Source organism: Paraburkholderia diazotrophica (assembly GCF_900108945.1).
Classification (GTDB): Bacteria; Pseudomonadota; Gammaproteobacteria; order Burkholderiales; family Burkholderiaceae; genus Paraburkholderia; species Paraburkholderia diazotrophica.
The window spans coordinates 82,819-101,303 of the sequence record NZ_FNYE01000015.1; the positions used below are offsets into that span (position 1 = coordinate 82,819).

General features: G+C 60.3%; 17 protein-coding genes and 2 pseudogenes. 10 read left to right on the forward strand and 9 right to left on the reverse strand.

What is annotated here, in order from left to right:
- The first annotated feature begins 45 nt into the window (after positions 1-45).
- Together BMW76_RS41650 and BMW76_RS20000 are read left to right on the forward strand one after the other, a co-directional pair.
- A complete protein-coding gene (locus BMW76_RS41650; RefSeq protein WP_218162543.1) occupies positions 46-264 on the forward strand; it encodes a hypothetical protein in 219 nt (72 codons plus the stop codon).
- Positions 265-287: 23 nt separating this feature from the next.
- Positions 288-488 carry a hypothetical protein gene (locus tag BMW76_RS20000; RefSeq protein ID WP_090868327.1) on the forward strand — a complete coding sequence of 67 codons (201 nt, stop codon included), beginning with the start codon at positions 288-290 and terminating at the stop codon, positions 486-488.
- 52 nt (positions 489-540) lie between these two features.
- Here the strand turns inward: BMW76_RS20000 and BMW76_RS20005 are convergent, their stop codons facing one another.
- The gene (locus BMW76_RS20005) at positions 541-1,215 is read right to left on the reverse strand and encodes an antibiotic biosynthesis monooxygenase family protein (protein WP_090868154.1); all 675 of its coding nucleotides are present in this window, start codon (positions 1,213-1,215) and stop codon (positions 541-543) included.
- A gap of 267 nt (positions 1,216-1,482) precedes the next feature.
- Between BMW76_RS20005 and BMW76_RS20010 the strand changes: the two genes are divergently transcribed.
- Positions 1,483-2,439: a LysR family transcriptional regulator gene (locus BMW76_RS20010; protein ID WP_090868156.1), complete on the forward strand. Its 957-nt coding sequence runs from the start codon at positions 1,483-1,485 to the stop codon at positions 2,437-2,439.
- Here BMW76_RS20010 and mug read toward each other — a convergent pair.
- Entirely contained in the window at positions 2,345-2,914 is a 570-nt protein-coding gene (mug, locus tag BMW76_RS20015) for a G/U mismatch-specific DNA glycosylase (RefSeq protein WP_090868158.1), read from the reverse strand. The two genes, BMW76_RS20010 and mug, sit on opposite strands and share 95 nt — an antisense overlap.
- Entirely contained in the window at positions 2,911-3,906 is a 996-nt protein-coding gene (locus tag BMW76_RS20020; protein ID WP_090868160.1) for a GlxA family transcriptional regulator, read from the reverse strand. The genes mug and BMW76_RS20020 overlap by 4 nt, the downstream gene beginning before the upstream one ends.
- A gap of 308 nt (positions 3,907-4,214) precedes the next feature.
- On the opposite strand from BMW76_RS20020, the gene ilvB reads away from it, so the two are divergent.
- The 4 genes and pseudogenes from ilvB to aspA all read left to right on the forward strand — a co-directional run bounded on the left by ilvB (position 4,215) and on the right by aspA (position 8,402).
- Positions 4,215-6,068 carry a biosynthetic-type acetolactate synthase large subunit gene (gene ilvB / locus BMW76_RS20025; RefSeq protein ID WP_177200432.1) on the forward strand — a complete coding sequence of 618 codons (1,854 nt, stop codon included), beginning with the start codon at positions 4,215-4,217 and terminating at the stop codon, positions 6,066-6,068.
- A gap of 15 nt (positions 6,069-6,083) precedes the next feature.
- A complete protein-coding gene (locus BMW76_RS20030; protein WP_218162544.1) occupies positions 6,084-6,476 on the forward strand; it encodes an ArsR/SmtB family transcription factor in 393 nt (130 codons plus the stop codon).
- 67 nt (positions 6,477-6,543) lie between these two features.
- A pseudogene (locus BMW76_RS20035) lies at positions 6,544-6,891 on the forward strand (aspartate/glutamate racemase family protein); the annotation flags it as partial.
- Positions 6,892-6,983: 92 nt separating this feature from the next.
- Positions 6,984-8,402, forward strand: coding sequence for an aspartate ammonia-lyase (gene aspA / locus BMW76_RS20040; protein WP_090868164.1), 1,419 nt, complete (start codon positions 6,984-6,986; stop codon positions 8,400-8,402).
- A gap of 175 nt (positions 8,403-8,577) precedes the next feature.
- Here aspA and BMW76_RS20045 read toward each other — a convergent pair whose 3' ends face one another.
- The 4 genes from BMW76_RS20045 to BMW76_RS20060 form a co-directional block, all read right to left on the reverse strand.
- Entirely contained in the window at positions 8,578-9,384 is an 807-nt protein-coding gene (locus BMW76_RS20045) for an oxidoreductase (protein ID WP_090868165.1), read from the reverse strand.
- Positions 9,385-9,411: 27 nt separating this feature from the next.
- Entirely contained in the window at positions 9,412-12,552 is a 3,141-nt protein-coding gene (locus BMW76_RS20050; RefSeq protein WP_090868167.1) for an efflux RND transporter permease subunit, read from the reverse strand.
- A complete protein-coding gene (locus BMW76_RS20055; RefSeq protein ID WP_090868170.1) occupies positions 12,549-13,664 on the reverse strand; it encodes an efflux RND transporter periplasmic adaptor subunit in 1,116 nt (371 codons plus the stop codon). The genes BMW76_RS20050 and BMW76_RS20055 overlap by 4 nt, the downstream gene beginning before the upstream one ends.
- A gap of 81 nt (positions 13,665-13,745) precedes the next feature.
- Positions 13,746-14,363 (reverse strand): TetR/AcrR family transcriptional regulator, encoded by a 618-nt coding sequence (locus tag BMW76_RS20060; RefSeq protein WP_090868332.1) that lies wholly within the window; start codon positions 14,361-14,363, stop codon positions 13,746-13,748.
- A gap of 100 nt (positions 14,364-14,463) precedes the next feature.
- Here BMW76_RS20060 and BMW76_RS20065 point away from each other — a divergent pair, with 100 nt between their 5' ends.
- Positions 14,464-15,927, forward strand: coding sequence for an efflux transporter outer membrane subunit (locus BMW76_RS20065; RefSeq protein ID WP_090868172.1), 1,464 nt, complete (start codon positions 14,464-14,466; stop codon positions 15,925-15,927).
- A 238-nt stretch (positions 15,928-16,165) separates the two neighbouring features.
- Positions 16,166-16,780: a TetR/AcrR family transcriptional regulator gene (locus BMW76_RS20070; protein WP_090868174.1), complete on the forward strand. Its 615-nt coding sequence runs from the start codon at positions 16,166-16,168 to the stop codon at positions 16,778-16,780.
- 574 nt (positions 16,781-17,354) lie between these two features.
- On the opposite strand, the gene BMW76_RS41885 is transcribed toward BMW76_RS20070, so the two are convergent.
- Entirely contained in the window at positions 17,355-17,654 is a 300-nt protein-coding gene (locus BMW76_RS41885) for a hypothetical protein (RefSeq protein WP_245763292.1), read from the reverse strand.
- Between BMW76_RS41885 and BMW76_RS41890 the strand changes: the two are divergent.
- Positions 17,631-17,890: pseudogene (locus tag BMW76_RS41890) on the forward strand (IS630 family transposase); the annotation flags it as partial. The gene BMW76_RS41885 and the pseudogene BMW76_RS41890 sit on opposite strands and share 24 nt — an antisense overlap.
- A gap of 72 nt (positions 17,891-17,962) precedes the next feature.
- Here BMW76_RS41890 and BMW76_RS20085 read toward each other — a convergent pair.
- Entirely contained in the window at positions 17,963-18,478 is a 516-nt protein-coding gene (locus tag BMW76_RS20085; RefSeq protein ID WP_090868334.1) for a MarR family winged helix-turn-helix transcriptional regulator, read from the reverse strand.
- Positions 18,479-18,485: the final 7 nt, after the last annotated feature.

The following is an 18,485-nucleotide window of genomic DNA, read 5'->3' on the forward strand; positions in this document are numbered from 1 at the left end:
ATGATGTGATGGATTCTAGGAGCGACGTCGCATTTCTTGAAGTCGATGGACGAATCGTTTCAGGCCAATTCATTCAGGAATCTGGCCATTGCCGGAACTTTCATGGTTTTGATTGAGCGCATGGAAAAGGTCTTATTACACGGGGTAAATCGTCCAGATTTGAAAAAGATTGTTGCTCGGTACGCGTCGTCATTCGACAAGCTCGTAGATAGAATCACTCCCAGCGACGGCGCTTTTGGAGCGCCTGCCAGTCGAGTGAATTGAACTGTTATTGGATGGAGATGGCGATGAAATTCTCAGTGAGTGAAGCGATCGGTTCCGACGACATATCCAGAATCGAACGTGCGATGAAGAGTGTCGATGTCGATGCGAAGGTCGATATCGATATCGACGCGAATAGTGTTAGTGTCGATTCGTGGCTGATGCCGGAGGAGTTCTTCGTCGCGTTTCAGGACGAAGACTATAGCGTCAGGATTATCGAGGGATAGGTCGATGAATGCGACCGGTTTCTTGCCATAGCAGTTGAAACCGGCCGCAGCTTTACGCATTACGCCGTGCCGCGGCAAAGTGTTGCGGCGCTTCCCGGCGATCGTACATGCCGTACTCGCGGATCACACGAATATGCCGCAGACGTGCACCCTCGGGTACCGTCATGTTCTGCGCGAACGCCTGAGCGGCAGCGAGGTCGCGCCACGTAACTGCGGCGATCACATCGCCCGGCGCCAACAGCGCATCGAATACATCCCACGCGATCAGACCGGAAGCCGTCAGGTCAAGACTGAGCGACTTCGCGACGGCCTCCGCGCCCGATTGCTTCATCCAGTCCGCCGGGCGTTGAGCGTCGATCAACATGACCGCCTTGCCGGCGCCCGTTTCCGTTTCGTCGAGGCGTTGTTCAGTCAGCGTGTAGCCTGCGGGAACGTGGGTATCCGCAACCGTCTGGCCGATACGCAGCCGGTAGTCTGCAAACACGCGATCGCGGGCGGCCTGTTGAACCTTGAAGTGTTTCGATTCGATGCGCCAGCGAATCAGCGACTTTTCATCGCGCCAACTGGAAAGTGACAGGAGCCAGCCGTCGCGCGTGAGACTTGCGTAGCGACTGTTATCGATGAAGCCATCGATTTTCTCCAGTTCTGGACGCAGCATTTTCGCCATACCGAGATAAGCATCGAACTGTTCGGGAATCGGATTAACTTCAAGCATTGCGGAGAACATGGCAAATCCTTTCGACAGTTAGAGTGGGCACTGCCACCCGGTGGGAATTTTATTGTCGAAGATGCGGCCGATTTACTGAAGCATGTGGGAATAACGTCTTGGGCCATTCAGTATTCGATTTGAGCCACACCGCGAGCGGGTCGTATCGATTGAGTCAGTTTCAGGCCAGATGACATGTTTCATCGGTCAATCCAAAGAAGCCGGAACGCAGCGCGAGAAGGACTCGTAGAATCAGACCTCAGCAGAAGTCGCAAGTCAGGAATCGAGATGGACAAATATCGTGAGATGGAGGTGTTCGTCGCCATCGTTGATCGTGGCAGCTTAACGGCCGCGTCGGAGAGGCTCGGCATGTCGGCGCCTGCCGTTTCGCGTGCGCTGAACTCCCTGGAAGCGCGTGTCGGTGTGCAACTGATATCGCGCACGACACGCTCCATCCGTCCGACCGATGCGGGTATGATTTACATTGATGCCTGCCGCAACGCGCTGGGTACAATCGCCAACGCAGAGGCGAATATCTTTGCCGATCAAAGCAAGCCTGTCGGCACGTTGACGGTTTCTGCACCGGTTCTTTTTGGTCAGCGCTTTGTCGCGCCGCTGGTCAACGCCTATGCGAACTTATACCCGGACGTCAGCGTGAATGTCGTGTATGTCGACAGGCCGACGCGGCTAATCGACGAAGGTGTCGATATAGCGATACGTATTGGCCTGCTTGGCGATTCTTCGATCTTCGCTGTTCCGCTCGGCTTCGTGCGTCGTCGAACCTATGCGGCGCCGGGTTATCTCGACGCGTGGGGTGAGCCTCTGCATCCGAAAGATCTCGCCGGGCATCACTGCGTGTCCTACACGGGCGTGACTCATCCGCTGGAGTGGATGTATTGCGAAAACGGTTCGAGACTGGCTGTGCGGCTGCGCCCACGGATGATTGTCGATCTGGCGCCTGCTGCCGTGATGGCTGCTGTTGATCGCGTGGGCATCACGCAATTGCTTTCGTATCAGACGGCGCCTGAAGTGTTAAGCGGAAAACTTCAGCCTGTATTGACGCCCTTCGAGCCGCAATCGATTCCTGTCAATCTGCTGCACGTCGAGCGGCGCGGCAAGAGTATTAAGGTGCGTTCGTTCGTCGAGTTCGTCACGGAGACGTTGCGCAGGAACGCGCAGCTTCAGTTTCCCGAAACGCGGCAACATAAAGCTCCCGATAAGCGTCAACCAGTGCATCAAGGCTGAAGGTGCGATTCAATCCGCTGGGATTCGGTAACACCCAGACTAGCGCACCACCGAATGCTGCCGTTTGAAGTCCCCATTGAATATCACGCGATCTGCTCATTTGCGCTATTGCCAATTTGCCGAGGAACGCGACGTAGCGCGGCACATGGCGTTCGATCTTTGTCTCGAATCCTGCTGCCGCTTCTCTGATCTCCGATCGCGACAACTCATCGGCTCGCGCTGTTGGACGCGCGACCGCCGCCGTCAGACCGCAGCCGTATCGCAGCAGCATGCGGTCATTGTCGGGAGATAGGACTTCAGGTGTAAAGCCTGCCAGATAAAGCACGCGCCAGAACCGGTTGCCTCGGCCTGCGAAGTGATGGCCCGTCGCCGCCGCACGAAGACCTGGATTGATCCCGCAAAAGACCACCGATAAACCGGCTTCCAGAATGTCAGGAAGACCTCGATGCGATTCAGAGGAACTGATCGGCTTCATTCTGCCAACGCGTCGAGCGCCAGCTGGGTTTCGCCCGCATTGCCGCGAAACCGCAGACGATACTGTTTCGGTGTGACGTTAAGGCGTCGTGCGAATGTGGTCCGCATGTGCGTCGCGCTATGAAATCCGCAGTTGAATGCGACGGTCTTGAGCGGTGCATCCGATTCTTCGAGCAGTTTTCGTGCAGTATCCACTCGCACCTGTTCGACGAATGCCGACGGCGTTACCTTCGCATACTTCGCGAACAGCCGCGAGAAGGTACGCCGGCTGACCGACACTGCGCTGGCAAGTTGTTCGATCGAAAGAACGTCGGTGATGTGGTCGACCACGTAGCGATGTACCTTGCCGATGATCGGATCATCATCCTTGCGCACGCCGATATAGGGGCTGTACTGCGATTGGCCGCCTTCGCGCTGGATATAAACAACTAACCGCTTTGCTACGCGTACGGCGAGTTCGTGTCCCCAGTCTTCCGTAACGAGCGACAGGCACAGGTCAATACCTGCCGTCACGCCCGCCGACGTGAACAATCGGCCATCGCGAATGAAAATGCGGTCGGATTGCACGCAGACTTGCGGAAAGGCGTCGGCCAGGCGAGGGGCGTCTTCCCAGTGCGTGGTGACTTCTCTGTTATCGAGCAGCCCGGCATGCGCGAGCAAAAATGCACCGTTGCACACGGAGCCGAAGCGGGATGCCCCGTTTGCCTGACGTTTTAGCCAGGCGAGAAATTCGGCTGGCGGCTGAAAGTCGGGCAAGCGCGGACCACCCGCGATCAGCAACAGATCGTACTGGGTGTCGACGTCGTCATAGGCGAAAGGCACGGCGAGTTGCATTCCGTTCGAGCAGGTCACCGTACCCCGCTGAAATCCGACGAGGGATACCTCGTAGCACTGGTGCGCGGCGAGCGACGCATTGGCCTCGGCAAACACATCCAGCGGACCCGCGACATCCAGGGCTTGCACACCATCAAAGAGAACAATGGCGACTTTCATCTCATGACCTTGATCGATTGTAAGCAACAGCCCTCGTCAATCCCGAGCGCGTGCAGCCGATCAGCATAGCGCAAGTACAGTACTGCAACTGTGGCATGACGTGCAAATATTGGGCGCATTTGTGCCGGTATCGCGAGCCTCCGATATGCCACTGCGATGGCCCGAATCGCGCATCGTTTGGCCTATGAACGTGCTACGTCGTTGTTCCGGCTTTCTGGTCCGCTCAGTAGACTTTTGTCGTATGGACGCGCCTGGGATGAACCATGCGCCTCCGACCGAAAACGGAATCATCTTGACGAAGGCCGGCTATGGCACAAAACGCACCTGCTGCATCGACACCGCAGCTTGAACCTGAGAACAGCGACGAAACGATATCCGGCGCTGACATCATCCTTCGCGTACTAAGCGAGCAGGGCGTCGACACCATCTTCGGATATAGCGGCGGTGCAAACCTGCCGACCTACGATGCCGTGTTTCGTTTCAACGAAATGCACGAGGGAAACCCGGAACGCCAGATCAGGCTGGTCGTGCCAGCCAACGAGCAGGCGGCAGGATTCATGGCCGCAGGCTATGCGCGTGCCAGCGGAAAGGTTGGCGTGTTTACGGTGACGTCGGGACCGGGCGCGACCAATGCACTCACGCCAATTGCCGATTGCAATGGCGATTCGATTCCAGTCGTGCTGATATGCGGTCAGGTGCCGCGCGCGGCGATTGGCAGCGACGCGTTTCAGGAAGCGCCCGTCTTCAACATCATGTCGGCGTGTGCCAAGCAGGTGTTTTTGGTCACCGATCCGGATAAGCTCGAACAGACCTTACGCAGCGCGTTCGAGATCGCCCGCACGGGTCGTCCAGGTCCTGTGGTGGTCGATGTGCCAAAAGATATCCAGAACTGGAAAGGCACTTACAAAGGACAAGGCACGCTGAAGTTCCGCGGCTATTCCGACCGGCTTAGAATGGTCGCGAAGGGCGCAAGACTCGATGCGGAGAAGCGCAGCGCATTCTTCGCGCTTCTTGAACAGAGCCGGCGTCCGCTCCTGTATGTGGGCGGCGGTGTGATTGCGTCAGGTGCAGCAGCTGAACTGAGGCAGTTTTCCGAGCGCTACGGAATACCCATCGTCACGACACTGATGGGCCTCGGCGCGATACCCGCGACTCACGAGCTGCACCTCGGCATGCTTGGCATGCACGGCACCGCGTGTGCAAACTATGCCGTACAGGATTGCGACTTCCTGATCGCCGTTGGTGCGCGTTTCGATGATCGTGTCGCCGGCGGCCGTCCCGAGCAGTTTGCGCCGGGCGCGCGTTACGTCGCGCACATCGATATTGACGAAGCCGAGATCAGCAAAGTTAAACGGGCGCATTGGTCGCATGTGGGCGACGCGAAAAATGCGCTGCGGTCGCTCTTGGAATACGGACCCTGTGATCTGCCTCCTTCCGCCTGGAAGGCTCATGTTATGGAGCTGAAACAGACCCGTGGGATGAACTACGACAGGGCAAGCCCGAAGATCCAGCCGCAATTCGTGATCGAAAAGCTCAGCGAACTGACGGGTGGACGCGCGATCGTTTGCACAGGCGTCGGTCAGCATCAGATGTGGGCTGCGCAGTTTTTTGACTTCATCGAGCCTCGGAGCCTTCTCACGTCAGGCAGCATGGGGACAATGGGTTTTGGGTTGCCAGCAGCAATCGGCGCGCAACTGGCACGACCGGACGCGCTTGTGATCGATATCGACGGCGATGGCAGCATCCGCATGAACGTCGGCGAACTGGAGACAGCAACGACATATCGCGTCGCCGTCAAGGTGTTGTTGCTCAACAATCTCGGCGACGGGATGATCCGCCAATGGCAGCGCCTCTTCTACGAAGGGCGGCTGGTCGTCAGCGACAAGGCGCTGCATCGGAAGAACTTTGTCATGGCGGCAAAGGCGGACGGATTCGAATTTGCATGTCGCGTCGATGCGAAAGACGAACTCGCAGGGCAATTGGAGGCGTTTCTGGAATTCGACGGACCAGCGTTTCTCGAAGTGATGATCGACGAGAACGCCGACGTGTTTCCGATGGTGGGCCCGGGGCAGACCTACGCGGACATGATCACGGGACCGTTTATTCCTTCCCGTCCAGGCGGGAGCACGAAGCGGACTCAGGAAGCTGCGAATATGTTCTAGAGGATGATTCACGCGATGAACGATTTCGATGCGATGGTCCGCGCGCTGGCTCATCCGTTCCGGCGAAAGGTGCTGCAATGGCTGGCCGATCCTGCCAGCCACTTTCTGGACGCGGAGGACGCGCCATTGCGAGGCGTGTCGGCAGGAATGATTCGCTCGAAAAGCGGACTGTCACAGTCCACGGTATCGGTGCATCTGTCGCAGCTGGAACGAGCGCGCCTCGTCAACGCGAAACGCGTGGGGCAGTGGATTATTTTTTCGCGAAACGAAACCGCGATTCATGCGTTTGCCGGATGGCTGCACGGCGACATTGCCCGCTCAGCGAGCGAGAAAACATTGGCAGGTCGTGAAGCAGACTTGACTGCTCCTGGTGTTTGCTCGCCGGGTAAGACTCCCGCGAGCGCGTGAAGACGGGCGATAACCAGGCGTTACGGCGACTGCCACCGTTGGAACTACGACATGGCATGGTGACTTAGGCACGATCGGTAGCGGTGTCTACCAGAAGGCTCTCGAATCGCAGGGCCTGCACCAGATTGCCCCTGGCGCCGCATTGCAGGCGCGTGTGATGGACGCCATCTACGGAAAGAACGGCGTCAAGGCAGGTTTCACGACCGGTCAATGTCAGGAAGACATCATCGCGGCAGTCGAAGGACTGATTGCAGAGGGCGTTGAAGTGATCATCCTTGGATGCACAGAGCTCCCAATCCTCCTTCCCGCTGGCGAATTCGTCGACAGTAACGGCGGGCGCGTGCAACTGGTTGACCCGACTGAAGTCCTCGCGAGGCAATGCATTGCTTACGCGAAGGGCGGTGCCACCAACTGAGCTGACACCGGCTCGCCCCCAAAGCTTTCGTCGCCCGGTTCGAAAACGGACCGGGCGCGTCATCGGTTTGGCCTTTTCCTTTGGAGCATCAAATGTCAGTTTCGACTCATCGTATCGAGCACGATCTTCTTGGCGATCTGCCGGTTCCGCAAGAGGCGTATTACGGCGTCCATACGCTGCGCGCGCTCCAGAATTTCCCGATCACGGGCATTCCTATTTCGACATACCCGAATCTGGTCAACGCGCTCGCCAGCGTCAAGGAGGCAGCAGCACTCGCCAATCACGAGCTGGGCCTGCTGCCGGAGCACAAACTGACGGCCATCGTGCGGGCCTGCCAGGCGATTCGTCAGGGCGTGGCGCATGACCAGTTCGTGGTCGACGTCATTCAGGGCGGCGCTGGCACATCCACGAACACGAATGCAAACGAAGTAGTGGCCAATCTCGCGCTGGAGTACCTCGGTTGTCAACGCGGCGACTATGCAGCTTTGCACCCCAACGAGGACGTCAATCTGGGGCAAAGTACCAACGACGTTTATCCGACTGCGCTAAAAATCGCTGCTTATATGGGTATTGTTCAACTCGTCCATGCAATGGGTGTGCTGCGTGCCTCGTTCGAACGAAAGGCCGAGGAGTTCAAACTCGACCTCAAGATGGGGCGGACGCAGTTGCAGGATGCGGTGCCGATGACGCTGGGCCAGGAGTTCAGTACCTTTGCCGTGATGCTGGGCGAAGACGAAGACCGCCTGATGGAGGCATCAAAGCTGATCTGCGAAATCAACCTGGGGGCGACCGCGATCGGCACCGGTATCAACACGTCGCCTGAGTATGCGCCTCTTGTATGCCGTCACCTTGCTTCGGTCACAGGAATTCCCGTCACCACTTCGCCGAATCTCGTTGAGGCCACACAGGACGTCGGCTCGTTCGTGCAACTGTCGGGTGTGCTGAAACGCGTAGCCGTCAAGCTCTCGAAGGTCTGCAATGACCTCCGGTTGCTCTCCAGTGGTCCGCGGGCTGGCTTTGGGGAAATCAACCTCCCTCCCGTTCAGGCGGGGTCCAGCATCATGCCGGGCAAGGTGAACCCGGTTATCCCGGAAGTGATGAACCAGATTGCTTTCGAAGTGATCGGTAACGATGTCACGGTCAGTTTCGCGGCAGAAGCGGGTCAGTTGCAGTTGAACGCGTTCGAACCGGTTATTGCGCACAGTCTTTTCAAGAGCGTCGCGCATCTTCGGGCGGGATGTCTGACATTGGCATCAAAATGCGTGGACGGCATTACCGCGAACCGTGAGCGACTGCAGCTACTTGTCGAGAACTCAATCGGAATTGTGACTGCGCTGAACCCCTACATCGGATATGTGAATGCAACCCAGGTCGCGCAGCAGGCGCTCGTTTCCGGCCAGAGCGTCGCGGAGATCGTCATTGAGCGTGGCCTTCTCACGCGGGTACAACTGGATGAAATTCTTCAGCCAGCGATGCTGACCCAGCCCAGACAGTCCATCGTCTTGCGGTGATCAGTTGATGGGCGCGGGGGCCAGTCGCTGTCCGCCCCGGCCTTGAGCATGTTACGACCTCGCGTCCTCAACTGCCGACGACTTCAAGGGCTGCCGGTTTGCACCAGCTTTGGCTCCGCCATGCGCGTAACGACATGATGTCTCGCATCGTCCGTGACTGGTAAGGAGCATGATTTCAAGCCAGCGCAAATGTCTTCCGCAGGCTTGCATCGACTGGGCCAGCTGGCATGAAGCGGCGCAATTTTCTCAGAAGGGAGGCTTCGCCTTTGGGCGTGCGGCGCATTTTCCATTCACCCAGAGCAGCATCGACGATCGTAGTGGCGACACCATCCGGTGCCGGGGCCTCATTGACACTTTTCTGAATTGCACGGGACACGACCGCGCGGTCCTCGTTATAGGCCGCAATTTTTGAAGCCGCATGGGGCGCATTGAGATCCAGATGGGTCCGGGTATAGGACGGCTCGACCAGCACCACGCGGATTCCGAACTTGCGCACCTCGTGATCCAGGGTTTCGGACATTCCCTCAACAGCATGCTTGGAAGCCGAATAGAGCCCCATGTACGGAGCCGGAAGAAAGCCCAGCACGGAGCTGACGTTGACGATTCTTCCCGAACCCTGCGCGCGCATCTTCGGCAGCACCGCTTGTGTCGTGCGCAAGATTCCAAAAACGTTGGTATCGAACAGCGACTGCGCTTCGGCAAGCGACGTTTCTTCCGTCGCACCGAGCAGGGTCACCCCCGCACTATTGACTAGCACATCGATGCGCCTGGCCTGAGTGATGATGGTCTGGAATCCACGTTGAACGGAAACATCGTCACGGACATCCATCGGGATCAACTGAACACCGGGTATGGGGTGTGCATTGGCAGGGTTGCGTACGGTGCCGAATACCTTGCAGCCCCGTTTGGCAAATTTCTCTGCGGTAGCACGTCCGATCCCCGATGACACGCCGGTAACAACGACAACAATCGAATTCGACATAGGAGTTCCTTTGGAGGGTGGCGTTGTTTATCGCTGGTTGGCCGACGAGTCCTCAAACATCTGTTCCGCAGGTTGTGCCCGTTCATGCTTGCCTCCTTGCGGTTCAGCTGTACTGCCCGGCCTGATCCTGAACCAAATGGAATACATGGCAGGCAGGAACACCAGGGTCAGAATCGTCCCGGCAAACGTACCGCCAATCAGCGTGTAAGCAAGGGTTCCCCAGAACACCGAATGGGTCAGCGGGATGAAGGCCAGGATCGCCGCCAGCGCGGTCAGGATCACCGGTCGGGCCCGCTGCACGGTTGCCTCGACGACTGCCTTGAAGGGATCCAGCCCCGCCTGTTCGTTCTGGCGGATCTGCCCGATCAGAATCAGCGTGTTGCGCATCAGGATGCCCGACAGCGCAATCAGGCCGACCAGCGCATTGATGCCGAATGGCTGTCGGAACAGAATCAGGGTTGGCACGACGCCGATCAGCCCCAATGGACTGGTCAGGAACACCATGACCATCGCGGAGATCGAGCGCACCTGGAAGATGATGATCAGCAGGGTAATCGCCAGCATGATCGGGAAGAGCGGCAACATGGCTACCGTCGCCTTGTCTGACTCTTCGATGGAGCCGGCCTGCTCGATGCGGTAGCCGCCCGGCAGCCTGGCCATGATGGGTTGAAGCTGCCTGGTAATCGCCGTTGACACATCCGGCGGCTGCAGGTCATCGGCGATGTCGCCCCGCACGGTGATCGTCGGCATGCGGTCGCGCCGGCGCATGATCGGCTCCTCCATGCGCACGTCGACTTTGCCCACCTGTGACAGTGGGATGCGCTGCCCGTTGGCGCCCGCCAGCGTAAAGTCGCTGATCCTGGACGGATCGAGACGGACGTCGCCGGCCGAACGCGCCATGACCTGCACGGTGCGAATGTCCTCACGTACTGCGGTGACAGGAATACCGGTGAGCAGGAATTGCAACTGCTGCGCCACGGCGCTGGAACTCAGCCCCACCGCCTGCAATCGGTCCTGCTGCAAGGTGAAGTGCAGTGTAGGCGTGCGCGTACCCCAGTCGGTGTTGACCGTGCGCATCATCGGGCTCGCGTCCATCACGTGCTGGACTTCAGCCGCGATACCGCGTAGCTTGTCCGGGTCCGGACCCGTGACCCGGTAGGCGACCGGGAACGGCGAATACGGGCCGAATACGAGTTGTGTGACGCGTACGCGCGCCTCCGACGCGAGACCGTCGGCGATGGCTTGTCGCAGTCGCTGCTTCAACGCGTCGCGCTCATCCTGACTATCCGTACGGACCACGACCTTGGCAAACGACGGATCAGGCAGTTCGGGGCCCATTGCCAGATAGAACCGTGGGGCGCCCTGACCGATGTAGGCTGTGACGATCCTGGCTTCCTTCTGTCTGGCCAGCCAGGCTTCAACCTTCGCCGTGGCGGCGCTGGTCTGGGCGATCGACGTGCCATAGGGCATTTGCACCTCAACCAGCACTTCTGGACGATCGGAGATGGGGAAGAACTGTTTCTTGACCACCGACATACCGAGGATGGCCACGACAAAGAGCGCCACGACCGAACCGGCGACCAGCCATTTGCGCCCGATGACACGCGTAAGCAACTGGCGGAAGCGGTTGTAGCGCGGCGTGTCGTAGAGCGCGTCGTGGCCACCTTCGACCGTCTTGAAATCGGGCAGCAGCTTGACGCCGAGGTAAGGCGTGAACACCACGGCGACCACCCAGGACGCGAGCAGTGCAATGCCAACGATCCAGAACATGTTGCTGGTGTATTCGCCTGCGGTGGAGCGGGCGAAGCCATTGGGCATGAAGCCGACGGCCGTCACCAGCGTGCCCGATAGCATAGGCGCAGCCGTATGACTCCAGGCATAGGCGGAGGCGGCCACGCGGCTGTAACCTTCTTCCATCTTCACCACCATCATTTCGATGGCGATGATGGCATCGTCCACCAGCAGACCCAGCGCCAGGATCAGGGAGCCCAGGGTGATGCGGTCGAAGTTCTTGCCGGTCGCGGCCATCACCATGAAGACAGCTGCGAGCGTCAGCGGCACGGCCGCAGCCACCACAACCCCCACGCGCCAGCCCATGCTCACGAAGCACACCAGCATGACCACCAGCAAAGCAGCGAAGAACTTGATCATGAACTCATCGACCGCCGAGCTGATGTTGACGGCCTGGTCCGTGACCTTGCTCAGGCTCATGCCCAGTGGCAGTTCAGCGTTGATCGCGCCCACCTCCCTGTCCAGCGCCTTGCCCAGGTCGAGCCCGTTCCAGCCGTCGCGCATGACGATGCCGAGCAGCAAGGCCGGTTCGCCGTTGTTGCGGATCGTGAATGTCGCCGGATCTTCATAGCCACGACTGACGGTGGCAATGTCCGACAGCTTCAGTGTGCGACCCTGCGCCACAACCGGCGTGTCGCGGACCTTCTGCAATGCGTCGAAGGCGCCGTCCACGCGAATGAGAACCTGAGGGCCCCTGGTCTCCACGGAGCCTGCCGGCGTCAGGACATTCTGGCTGTTGAGCGCGGCGAACACGTCCTGCGGATTCACACCCAGTGTGGCCAGACGGTCATGCGAAAACTCGACATAGATCCGCTCGGCCTGCTCGCCAATGATGTTGACCTTCTTCACGCCCGGTACGTGCAGCAGCCGCTGACGCAGTGTCTCCGCATCGCGCACCAGCAGGCGCTGCGGTTCGCCTTTGGCCTTGAGCGCGAACAGCGCAAAGGTGACGTCTGCGTATTCGTCATTGACGATCGGCCCAATCACGCCAGACGGAAGGTTGGCTGCTTCGTCGCCGACTTTCTTGCGGGCCTGGTAGAACTCCTCCTGCACTTGCGAAGGCGGCGTGCTGTCGAGCAACGTCAAGGTCGTGAACGCCAGGCCAGGTCTTGTGTAGGTCTCGGTCCGGTCGTACCAGCGCAGTTCCTGCATGCGCTTTTCAATCTTCTCGGCGACCTGGTCCTGCATTTCCTGCGCGGTGGCCCCAGGCCACGCGGTGACGATGGTCATCACCTTGACCGTGAAGGCCGGGTCTTCCGCCCGGCCCAGCTTGAAGAACGAAAGGAGCCCGGCCAGCGAGATCAGGCAGATCAGGAACAGGGTGATGGAGCGCTCGCGCACGGCGAGCGCCGACAGGTTGAAACGACCTTCGCTCACGGACGGACTCCCTCGGTCGAAGTGGCGGTCGTCTGGCCCGCCACACGGACCTGTTCGCCTTCGCGCAGCAGATGCGCGCCGAGCGCGACGACCCGGTCACCTTGCCGGAGTTGACCGGCGATGCGTGCGCCATCGTCGTCCAGATGCTGAATCGCAACCGGCCGCCAGGACACCTTTGCAGGCTTGCCGTCGATGACCCACACCCCGGGTCCCTTGCCCGCGTCCAGCAGCGCGCCAATCGGCACCTGCAAGCCGCCTTGCACGGACGCACGTGCATCCGGAATCTGGATCGTCACCGTGGCGCCCAACGGGGCGTTCGCCAGTGCTTCTTCCAGCACGTACCGCGCCTCAAAGGTGCGGGTAAGGCGATCCGCCGTATCCGAAAGCTGGCGGAGTGTGGCCGGAACGCCAACGCCGTCTTTGCCGAAGAGCGTGGCTTGTGCAACGGAACCGATCGCGGGGCGCAGCGTTTCCGGCAACTGGATCACGGCCTCGCGACGCCCGGCGTGGGCCAGGCGCACCACGGTCTGTCCCGCGCTGACAACCTGGCCCGGTTCGGCCAGCGTTTCCATGACGACACCATCGCCGTCCGCGACGAGCTCCGCATAACGGGTCGCATTGCGGGCCACGTCGGCTTGTGCTTCGGCCGCACTGAGCTGGGCCTTGGCCGCATCCGCCGCCGCCTTGATCTGATCGTAGGCCGAAGCCGATATCGCACCGGTGCCGCGCAGGTCGCGGTAGCGGGCTTCATCCTCCGCCGTCTGATGCGCCCGCGCGCGTGCGGCCGCAACTGCCTCTTCCTGCGACTGTGCCGCAAGCTTCAGATCGACCGGGTCGATGCGCATCAGCGGCTGGCCGCGTTTGACGATCTGACCCGCATCCACCAGCCGCTCCAGCACCTTGCCGGATACGCGAAACCCCAGGTCGCTCTGCACGCGGGCGGCTACGGTTCCGGTAAACGAACGTGACGCGGGGATGGCGCCCTGAACGACTGCGACGCGCACCAGTGGTGCCTCGGTGCGCGGATCGGAGGGGGCTTTGCCGCCGCAGGCGAGCAGCGCAAACGGCAAGGCACAGACGACGGTAGAGGTGGCGAGGCGGCGCGAGCGCATGAAAGTCCCATCGACGAAGTGATGATGGCTTTCATTATGGTTCTAGTGACCAATATAGTCAACAGTCACATACGCTTCGCTTCAGGGTGAGAGGCTACGGAGCACCAGGCTTGACAGTTTCGCCGGCGCTTCCTCGGTGTAATCGAAGCTGTGCTGCAGGATGAGCGGGTTGAGGTAGGGGCGCAGGACCAGGTAGATCGCCATCGCGGTCTCGTCCAGCGGCGTCTTGCGCTCGAAGTCTCCGCTCTGCCGGCCCGCCTGCAGGATGTCCTGAAGCAGCTTCTGGATGCGCTCCTCATAGGCGAGTGTCGCCTGCCAGTGCTCGGTGGCGGCCGACGCGGCAATCTCGTAAAGCTTGCGGTCCTGGGAGAACAGGCGAAGGCTGGCCTCGACGATCGCCTTGAACATCCGCCGCAGCTTCTCCGGCGGCCGGTCGGCCTCCTCGACGGCCGCTTTGACCTCGCTTTCGATCTCGCGCAGACAGTTCGCGCAGATCATCTCGCCAATGGCCTGCTTGGACTCGAAGAACTTGTAGATGTAGGCCTTGGAAAAGCCGATGGCCTTGGCGAGATCGGAGACGGTCGTTTTCTCGTAGCCATACCGGCTGAAGTGCTCGGTGGCGGCAGCGACGATCTGATCGCGCACCTCATGGTCGGCCGGGCCACGGGCCGAAACGGGATAGGTGATTGCATTTTTCATGGTTCGCAGCTTACCGCCGCTCTCAAGAATCAACAACAAGTGACTAAAATGTATTATAGTCACAGTCACTCGCTCTGTTCTCCTTCGCCGGAAGAAGCTCATGCTGCCCAAACAACTCCTTGCCGTACTCATTGTCGCCAGTCTCTCGGCAGGCTGCGCCGTCGGCCCCGATTACGTCCGGCCCGACGTACCCATGCCGGAACGGTTCCAGGGCCAGGTCGCGGTCGATCAGCGGCCCGCAACGGCCAGTGCCGATCTCGCCACCTGGTGGACGGGTTTCGGCGATCCGCAACTGACACGGTTCGTCGCGCTTGCGCTGGAGCAAAACCTCGACCTCGCGCAGGCATCCGCTCGCATTGCACAAGCGCGTGCAGGACTTGGGGCAGCGAATGCTGCGTTGCTGCCTTCCGGTGATGTCAGCGGCCAGGCGGCCAGGGTCTACCAGTCCGTAGAAACGCCCCTTGGACGAGTCTTGAACTCGACGCCCGGTTTCGACCGCTACGGCAACGACTACGAAGCCAATCTCAGCGCGAGCTGGGAACTGGACGTGTTCGGAGGCCTGCGTCGAGGGCGGGAAGCGGCGCTAGCCGAGTACCGGGCTTCGGAAGCGGGCGCAGCGGCCACGCGCCTGGCGGTAGCGGCGCAGACCGCCGACATCTACATCACCATCCGTGGACTGCAAGCCCGTCTGAACGTTGCCCGGCATCAGGTGCAGACGCAGCAGCAACTGCTTTCAACCATCAACCTTCTGTATGGCAAAGGGTTGGCTGCCGAACTTCAGGTCAGCCAGGCCGAGGGAGCGCTTGCCCAGGTTCGAGCCTCCGTCCCGGTCCTCGAGACGGGGCTGGATGCGGCGATGAACGCACTGGATGTGATGCTCGGCGTGCAGCCCGGCACGCATCGGGCAGAGCTGGTCGAAGCGGGCGACATTCCGGTCGCCCCGCAGATCGCGGCCACCGGATCGCCGGGTGAGTTGCTCAGGCGTCGGCCTGACCTGATCGTGGCCGAGCGGCGCCTGGCCGCATCGAATGCGCGTATTGGTGTCGCCATCGCTGAGTATTACCCCAAGCTCTCCCTGAGTGGACTGATCGGCAGCGCGACATCCGTGGCCAGTGGCAATCTTTTCACGAGCGGCGCCAATCAGGCTGCAGGCGTGCTGGGGCTGCGCTGGCGTCTGTTCGACTTCGGTCGCATCAATGCGCAGATCAACCAGGCCAAGGGCCAGGAGGCCGAGATGTTGGCGGCGTATCGGCTTGCCTCGCTCCATGCAACCGAAGACGTAGAGAACGCCTTTTCTGCACTGGTCAAGCGCGAGGAACAGGCTGCTGTGCTCAACCAGGGCGTGGACTCGCTGGGTCGCGCGCGAGCGGCGTCGTTTGCAGCCTATCAAAAAGGCGTGGTCAGTCTCATCGAAGTACTGCAGGCCGACGAAAACCTGCTACGCGCGTCGGACGAGCGGGTGCAGGCGAAAACGGAATCAGCACGCGCAGCGGTCGCGGCCTTCAAGGCGCTCGGCGGTGGTTGGCAATACCGCGAATCCGGGGCTGCCGTAGCCATCAGGTAGCGACCGAACGCACCCATAGTGCCGAAGGAGGAACGCGGATATCGTTGCTCCATGGCCGTTGCTGAGATTCCTCTCGCCACGGGAGTAATTCATGTGTGGGATGCGCTGAGGCAAGTACCCGGTCGACACCCGGCATATCGACCCGTGAAATCGGAGAACGGCTTGCATTGCAGGACCGGACGTCCAGATCCAATAGCGCAACGAAACCCATGTCCCAGATGGCCGAACACCTTCTCACATGCCACGCAAACGATTGACGCGCGAAGAACATCGCGAACAGACTCGCTGCCGTTTGCTCGACGCAGCGGCCTTGAGCATTGCCAGGAAAGGGCTGGCCGCGACCAGCGTGGAGGACATCGCGGCTCAGGCCGGCTATTCTCGCGGCGCGTTCTACTCGAACTTCGACAGCAAGAGCGACCTGTTCATCGAACTGCTCCGCCTGGATCACCAGTACATCCGGGAACAGTTACAGAAGCTGCTAGACGCCGCGTCCACCGAAGACATGCACAAGCAGCTCACCTCGTTGTACGCCCGATGCTATCGGGACGACAACCACTACGTCATCTGGGCCGAGGCACGTCTGCACGCCATGCGTGACGCGAAATTCCGGGAACGCATAAACGCCCTGTGCCTGGAAAAGCGCGACCTGATCGCGTCCTTGATCGAGCAGTTCAGCAAGCGCGTTAACGTGCAGCTGCCAGGCTCTCCGGCCCACCACGCGCTTGCCACCATCGCGTTGCTGGATGGCGTCCTCTACTTCGCCATGACGATGCCCAATGACCTGCCGGGTGCTTCGGCCGAAGCGGTTTTAAGCAATGTCTTTATGAGAATGTTCTTCGGCGCATCTGAGTAAAGCTCGGCTTGAGCTTCCCGCCACTTCTGCAGCCGCTTGACATTGCTACCGGCGACGCCGGTCATCTGATGGCAGGCAGCGTCGGGCGGTGCCGTTCGATCGCTACGCAACTGCTGTGTATCTGCGCTCGATGATTGTTCTCGATGTCGCAGGGATATCGCCCACGATTCGATCCGAGGAAGGTTGGTACAGGCGCGAACGTCGACTCGATCGCGTTGGCAACCGGCATGATATGAACCGGTGCCCGCGCGCCCCCCGCCGGCGGCCGTGCGAGACTAACGCCGAGATGAACTCGAGAGATATGCTGCCAGGCCAGACGATCGCCCAGCCTATGTCCGGATCGGTTGCCTCAAGTTTGGCACTTTGCGCGTGTGCGCACGTCCACGACCGTCGCGATCGGCAAGGTGATGAAATCCCACTCCGGCAATTTGTCGAACGTCTGTGGGAACGGCAGATATAGCAGTACGAACCATTGATCACCCGCTCGAGGAGCGGCGTACGGATGAGGATTTCGCCGTCGGGTGCGCGTCGATCGAAGCGCAGCACGCCCTTATGTGAAGACGGGAGGCCGCCTTCACATAAGGGCGCGCATCATGCGATTGACGATGTCATGGGGGGAGTAACCGGGGTGGCCTGGCGTATCGGCTTCTTCGACAGCCGCACGCAGCGCGTTACCCTCAGTCAGGCGGCAACTCTCGATCTGGCGTTCGTCGAACACCTCTTCCGTTGCGACATACGGCGGGCCCCGATACCAGTTCGGATCGCCGCGATCGGGACGCACTGCAACGACGGTGCGGGCGCCAACGTCGGTGCAGCGCCAAAGGAACCAGGCGTGGCCGAGGGATTCGAGTGGCGTTCGCAATTCATCAATCACCGGGTGGACGGCTTGCTCGATGCACCGCACCCGTAGCACCGAGGACGATCGTGGACACGCGGGTGGAGGCGGTCGTCGCACGCACGCTCGAATTTGTACCCACGGGCGCGACTCACTGGAGCACGTGCACAATGGCCCGCGAAATGGGAATGTCGCAGACAGCCGTGTCGCGGATCTGGCGTGCCTTCGGATTGCGGCCGCATCGGCAGGAGACCTTTAAGCTCTCGACCGATCCATTTTTGTGAACAAGGTAGGTGTGACTACCCAATCGTTTGCTTGTGGACATGTGGTTGACTCGGGATCATTCGTTATCCGCGCAGATTGCGGACGAACAGTTCCAGCATTCCTTGGGCAGCCAACGCGTCACGTGGCTCTATACCTGAGAGCATCTGGGCCTCGAGAACATGGACCGTCGCCATGCAGCGATGGAGCACCTCCCGTCCTTCGTCCGTTAGACGCAGCACGACGATGCGTCCATGATTCGGGTCGGGCTCGCGCGTGATCCAGTTGCGCGACGCCATGACGCTCATGACTTCGTTAGCCGATTGCGGCGTGATGAAAGACCGCTCGGCCAATTGCGCGTTTGACGCCTCGCCCCGCGCTTCCAGCACGGATAGCGCGGTGAACTGCGCGAGCGTCAGGCCGAGCGGTGCGAGCGCATCCGTCATCTTGCGGCGCAGGATTCTGTCGAGGCTGCCGATCAGATAGGTCAGCCGGGGACGTGCCGCCGCCTTGCGTCTTGCCGAGGGTGCGCGCTGACGAGCCGCCGTCGCGGGTGTTGCTTTTGGGACGCTCAATGCTTTCGTGGGAGATTTGCCCGTCATCAGATTG

Excerpts from the sequence above, each read along its gene's own strand:
- BMW76_RS20010 (WP_090868156.1), top strand. The coding sequence starts at position 1,483 with ATGGACAAATATCGTGAGATGGAGGTGTTCGTCGCCATCGTTGATCGT.
- BMW76_RS20020 (WP_090868160.1), bottom strand. The coding sequence starts at position 3,906 with ATGAAAGTCGCCATTGTTCTCTTTGATGGTGTGCAAGCCCTGGATGTC.
- BMW76_RS20045 (WP_090868165.1), bottom strand. The coding sequence starts at position 9,384 with ATGTCGAATTCGATTGTTGTCGTTGTTACCGGCGTGTCATCGGGGATC.
- BMW76_RS20055 (WP_090868170.1), bottom strand. The coding sequence starts at position 13,664 with ATGCGCTCGCGCCGCCTCGCCACCTCTACCGTCGTCTGTGCCTTGCCG.
- aspA (WP_090868164.1), top strand. The coding sequence starts at position 6,984 with ATGTCAGTTTCGACTCATCGTATCGAGCACGATCTTCTTGGCGATCTG.
- mug (WP_090868158.1), bottom strand. The coding sequence starts at position 2,914 with ATGAAGCCGATCAGTTCCTCTGAATCGCATCGAGGTCTTCCTGACATT.
- BMW76_RS20000 (WP_090868327.1), top strand. The coding sequence starts at position 288 with ATGAAATTCTCAGTGAGTGAAGCGATCGGTTCCGACGACATATCCAGA.
- BMW76_RS20030 (WP_218162544.1), top strand. The coding sequence starts at position 6,084 with ATGAACGATTTCGATGCGATGGTCCGCGCGCTGGCTCATCCGTTCCGG.
- BMW76_RS20060 (WP_090868332.1), bottom strand. The coding sequence starts at position 14,363 with ATGAAAAATGCAATCACCTATCCCGTTTCGGCCCGTGGCCCGGCCGAC.
- BMW76_RS20085 (WP_090868334.1), bottom strand. The coding sequence starts at position 18,478 with ATGACGGGCAAATCTCCCACGAAAGCATTGAGCGTCCCAAAAGCAACA.
- BMW76_RS41650 (WP_218162543.1), top strand. The coding sequence starts at position 46 with ATGGACGAATCGTTTCAGGCCAATTCATTCAGGAATCTGGCCATTGCC.
- BMW76_RS20065 (WP_090868172.1), top strand. The coding sequence starts at position 14,464 with ATGCTGCCCAAACAACTCCTTGCCGTACTCATTGTCGCCAGTCTCTCG.
- ilvB (WP_177200432.1), top strand. The coding sequence starts at position 4,215 with ATGGCACAAAACGCACCTGCTGCATCGACACCGCAGCTTGAACCTGAG.
- BMW76_RS20070 (WP_090868174.1), top strand. The coding sequence starts at position 16,166 with ATGCCACGCAAACGATTGACGCGCGAAGAACATCGCGAACAGACTCGC.
- BMW76_RS20005 (WP_090868154.1), bottom strand. The coding sequence starts at position 1,215 with ATGTTCTCCGCAATGCTTGAAGTTAATCCGATTCCCGAACAGTTCGAT.